The 3,287-nt window shown below is 43.7% G+C and carries 4 protein-coding genes; 1 reads left to right on the plus strand and 3 read right to left on the minus strand.

Annotation, left to right across the window (positions count from 1 at the left end):
- From WAM07_RS12810 to WAM07_RS12820, 3 genes are all read right to left on the minus strand, one after another.
- Positions 1–563: response regulator transcription factor (locus tag WAM07_RS12810; protein WP_422167408.1), on the minus strand; the 563-nt coding region annotated here is incomplete at its 3' end.
- Positions 560–1,696 (minus strand): sensor histidine kinase, encoded by a 1,137-nt coding sequence (locus WAM07_RS12815; protein WP_422167410.1) that lies wholly within the window; start codon positions 1,694–1,696, stop codon positions 560–562. The genes WAM07_RS12815 and WAM07_RS12810, both read right to left, overlap by 4 nt.
- 163 nt (positions 1,697–1,859) lie before the next feature.
- A complete protein-coding gene (locus WAM07_RS12820) occupies positions 1,860–2,909 on the minus strand; it encodes a fatty acid desaturase (RefSeq protein ID WP_422167412.1) in 1,050 nt (349 codons plus the stop codon).
- Positions 2,910–3,154: 245 nt separating this feature from the next.
- On the opposite strand from WAM07_RS12820, the gene WAM07_RS12825 reads away from it, so the two are divergent.
- Positions 3,155–3,287 (plus strand): DUF454 family protein (locus WAM07_RS12825; protein ID WP_422167414.1); only part of this gene is annotated, 133 nt, incomplete at its 3' end.

Genomic DNA, 3,287 nt, shown 5'->3' on the forward strand with positions numbered 1-3,287 from the left:
GCTTCAATCCGATTGGAAACTTCAAGCTTATCCAGTATGACGGACACATAATTTCGTACCGTACCTGGAGTAATATATAACTCTTTGGAGATGTCTTTGGTATTTTTACCCTCAGCCATTAACTTAATGACCTGACGTTCTCTTTCCGTGAGCGGATCCTGCTGTGTATAGGCGAGATCCACCAATTCAGGGGAGAAAATGCGCTGACCGTCGATAATCTTGCGTATCGCTTCCGCAAGATCTTCACTTGGACTGTCTTTAAGTAAGTATCCACTGACACCGGCATTTCTTGCCCGTTCAAAATAACCAGGCCGGGCGAACGTTGTAAGAATGATGATGTTGCATGGTTCGTCTGCCAGCTCTTCCGCTGCCGTGAGACCATCTTTCACCGGCATCTCAATATCCATCAGGCAGATGTCCGGCTTAAGCTCGCGCACCAGTTTGCACGCTTCTTCTCCATTGTCGGCTTTACCTGCCACTTCCATCCCGTCCTCTAAATCAAGTAAAGCTCCAAGCGCCCCGAGTAACATACGCTGATCTTCTGCAATTACAATTCGGATCATACAGACTCCTCCTTATTAGACTGCTTGATAATATTCGGAACATGGAGACGCAGAGTGGTGCCATGGGATGAATAGATCTCCAGACTTCCATTTACGAATTCCAGACGTTCCCTCATTCCCTGCATACCATTGCCTTTAAAGGGCTCAATGTTATCGGGCAGCCCCTGGCCATTGTCTTCCACGACGACTAAAATCTCTGTACTGGTCTGTGTAATCGTCACTTTACAATGCGAGGCATGACTATGCTTCACGATATTCGTAGCGGCTTCCTTCAGACACATGCTGAGGACGTTTTCTACGAGTAAGGGCGTGTTTTCAAGCTTAGGGCTGCCTTCATATTCAAAGCTCATTTCAGCAGCTTCTATAATCTGCTGGACACGAATCAGCTCGTCTTCAAGCTTCGTTCCTCTCATATCGGATACCATTTCCCGAACTTCTTTCAAAGCTGTACGGGCGGTTTGGCGAATGTCCTGGACTTCCTCCACGGCTTTTTCGGGTTTTACGGGAATAAGCTTGCCTGCCAGATCACTTTTCAAGCCGATCATGGAAAGCTTCTGCCCCAGTGTGTCATGGAGGTCGCGTGCAATTCTTTCTCGTTCTTCCAGCACCATTAATTGTGAAATGCGATCATTGGCATCTTGAAGCTCTCCTTCGAGTTTATGCTGCTTATTTCTATATCTCACGGTAAACGGCAGTAGAATCACACCGATTACGGTAATGACGATAAAAGGAAGGTGAGGGAAAATATCCTCCACTTCTGTAACAAAAGTCATCGTTACAGCCGCAATCGTCGTCGTCAAATGGACAATATAAAGAGACAAAAACCCTCCTTGATGTTTAATGTTTCCGATAAAGAAGGCCAGGAATAAGGCAAAGTATATATAGCCAAACAAGAAAGTCATGACAAGACTTATCGCCATTTCTATACTCACCCATAGATAAACCATCCGGCTATTGGAGATGAACGATAATCGATAGGATAAGAAAAAGAGCAAAGTCATGAATATGCCGAATGCGATCTCAAGCATCGAAGAAGATCGGAAGATGAAGAAAAAGGGCAAAAGGCAGAATATAATCCACACATAAGTGCTCAGCCCTGTGTTTTTAGGTATGATATGGTACCAGCTTTGCATGGAAGCTCATCTCCTTAGGTAAATCCATTCTACTACATCCAATATATATGATAATCGTTCCTTCTGTCACGATAGATATTTGGATGTAGAAAAGCCCATTCCATATAGAATGGGCTTTCAGGTTATTATTTTTAGCAAAGTGGACAGGTGATACGCCCACTTGTTATTTATCCTGAAATTCAGGATATCTTCGTTCCGGGAGGGTCAATTTATTTCTTTTGATGAGCGGTTTCACTTCTTTAAAGGATACAAAGGTTTTATTCGCTGTATCATATAACCGAAAGCGAATAGATTCAAGGCTCGTGGCCAGTGTAATGGTCGTCGCATGCTCCAGTGGAGGAGTATTATCATGTGCTTTCTCCAGATTGTAGTTCGGGACACGAGGGCTCAAGTGATGGACATGGTGGAATCCAATGTTACCGGAGACCCATTGTAATGCTTTTGGCAGCTTATAGTACGAACTGCCATCTACCGCAGCTTTTACAAAATCCCACTCTGACTCGTCTTCGAAATACGAATCTTCGAACTGGTGCTGTACGTAAAATAACCATATTCCAAGCATTCCGGATACATAAAGGATAGGAAGGTGAATGATCAGGAAGGACTGCCATCCAATTGCCCATATGATCAGGGAATACAAGACGACGATTGCCGCGTTGATCACATACGTATTCAAACGCTCTTTTCGCTTCGCGCCTTTGCGGTTGAAGCGGTTAGAGATCAAGAATAAATAAATAGGACCTAATCCGAACATGACTAAGGGATTTCTGTAAATACGGTACGCTATTCTTGTTTTTAGAGGAGCTTTCATATATTCCTCTACCGTCATCACCCAGATATCACCGGTGCCTCGCTTGTCCAGGTTGCCGCTTGTGGCATGGTGGATGGAATGGCTTCGTTTCCACTTATCGAAAGGGAAGAGGGTCAGAATGCCTGTAATCGTTCCGACGATCCGGTTGGCTTTCTTGTTTTCAAAGAAGGATTGGTGGGTACAATCATGAAAGATAATGAATAGTCGTACAACGAATCCTCCCGCAATGAACGCAAGTGGAACGGTAATCCAGATGGACCATGACAGGCTTTCGTAGGCCAGGTACCATACGAGGAGAAACGGAAGCAGTGTATTCAATAGTTGGCGGATACCCGCTTTATTATCAGGTTTTGCGAATCGTGCTACGCTTTTTTTCAACTCTTTTTGTTTATCTTTATTCATAGTAAGACTCCTTTGTTGTGTCTCTTATATTCTTAGCATAGGAAAAAAGCGCATATTTTATAAGACATAAACGTCAGGGTACACCCATGACACTTGTCATGGGTAACAGCCTTCCGGTGGGTTATAAGAAAATGGTAAACTAAAATAAATGAGCAAGGGTTTGCGTTAAATGGTGCATGGGGAAGCATATATGTGACAAGCAAACTTTTGGGAAATGAAAGTGTTGAATAGTTAGGGAGTTCAAAATGAAGCAGTTTACTAACATTCTTCTTATTATAATCGGAACGATCTCATTGATTCTGGGAGTGCTTGGGATAGTGCTGCCACTGCTTCCCACCACCCCATTTTTATTATTAACGGCCGCTTGCTATGTAAGGA

It is taken from the genome of Halobacillus sp. (assembly GCF_049282395.1).
GTDB lineage: Bacteria > Bacillota > Bacilli > Bacillales > Halobacillaceae > Halobacillus.

What these genes read in the sequence shown, in the direction of transcription:
- WAM07_RS12815 (WP_422167410.1), bottom strand. Translation starts at nt 1,696, where the DNA reads ATGCAAAGCTGGTACCATATCATACCTAAAAACACAGGGCTGAGCACT.
- WAM07_RS12820 (WP_422167412.1), bottom strand. Translation starts at nt 2,909, where the DNA reads ATGAATAAAGATAAACAAAAAGAGTTGAAAAAAAGCGTAGCACGATTC.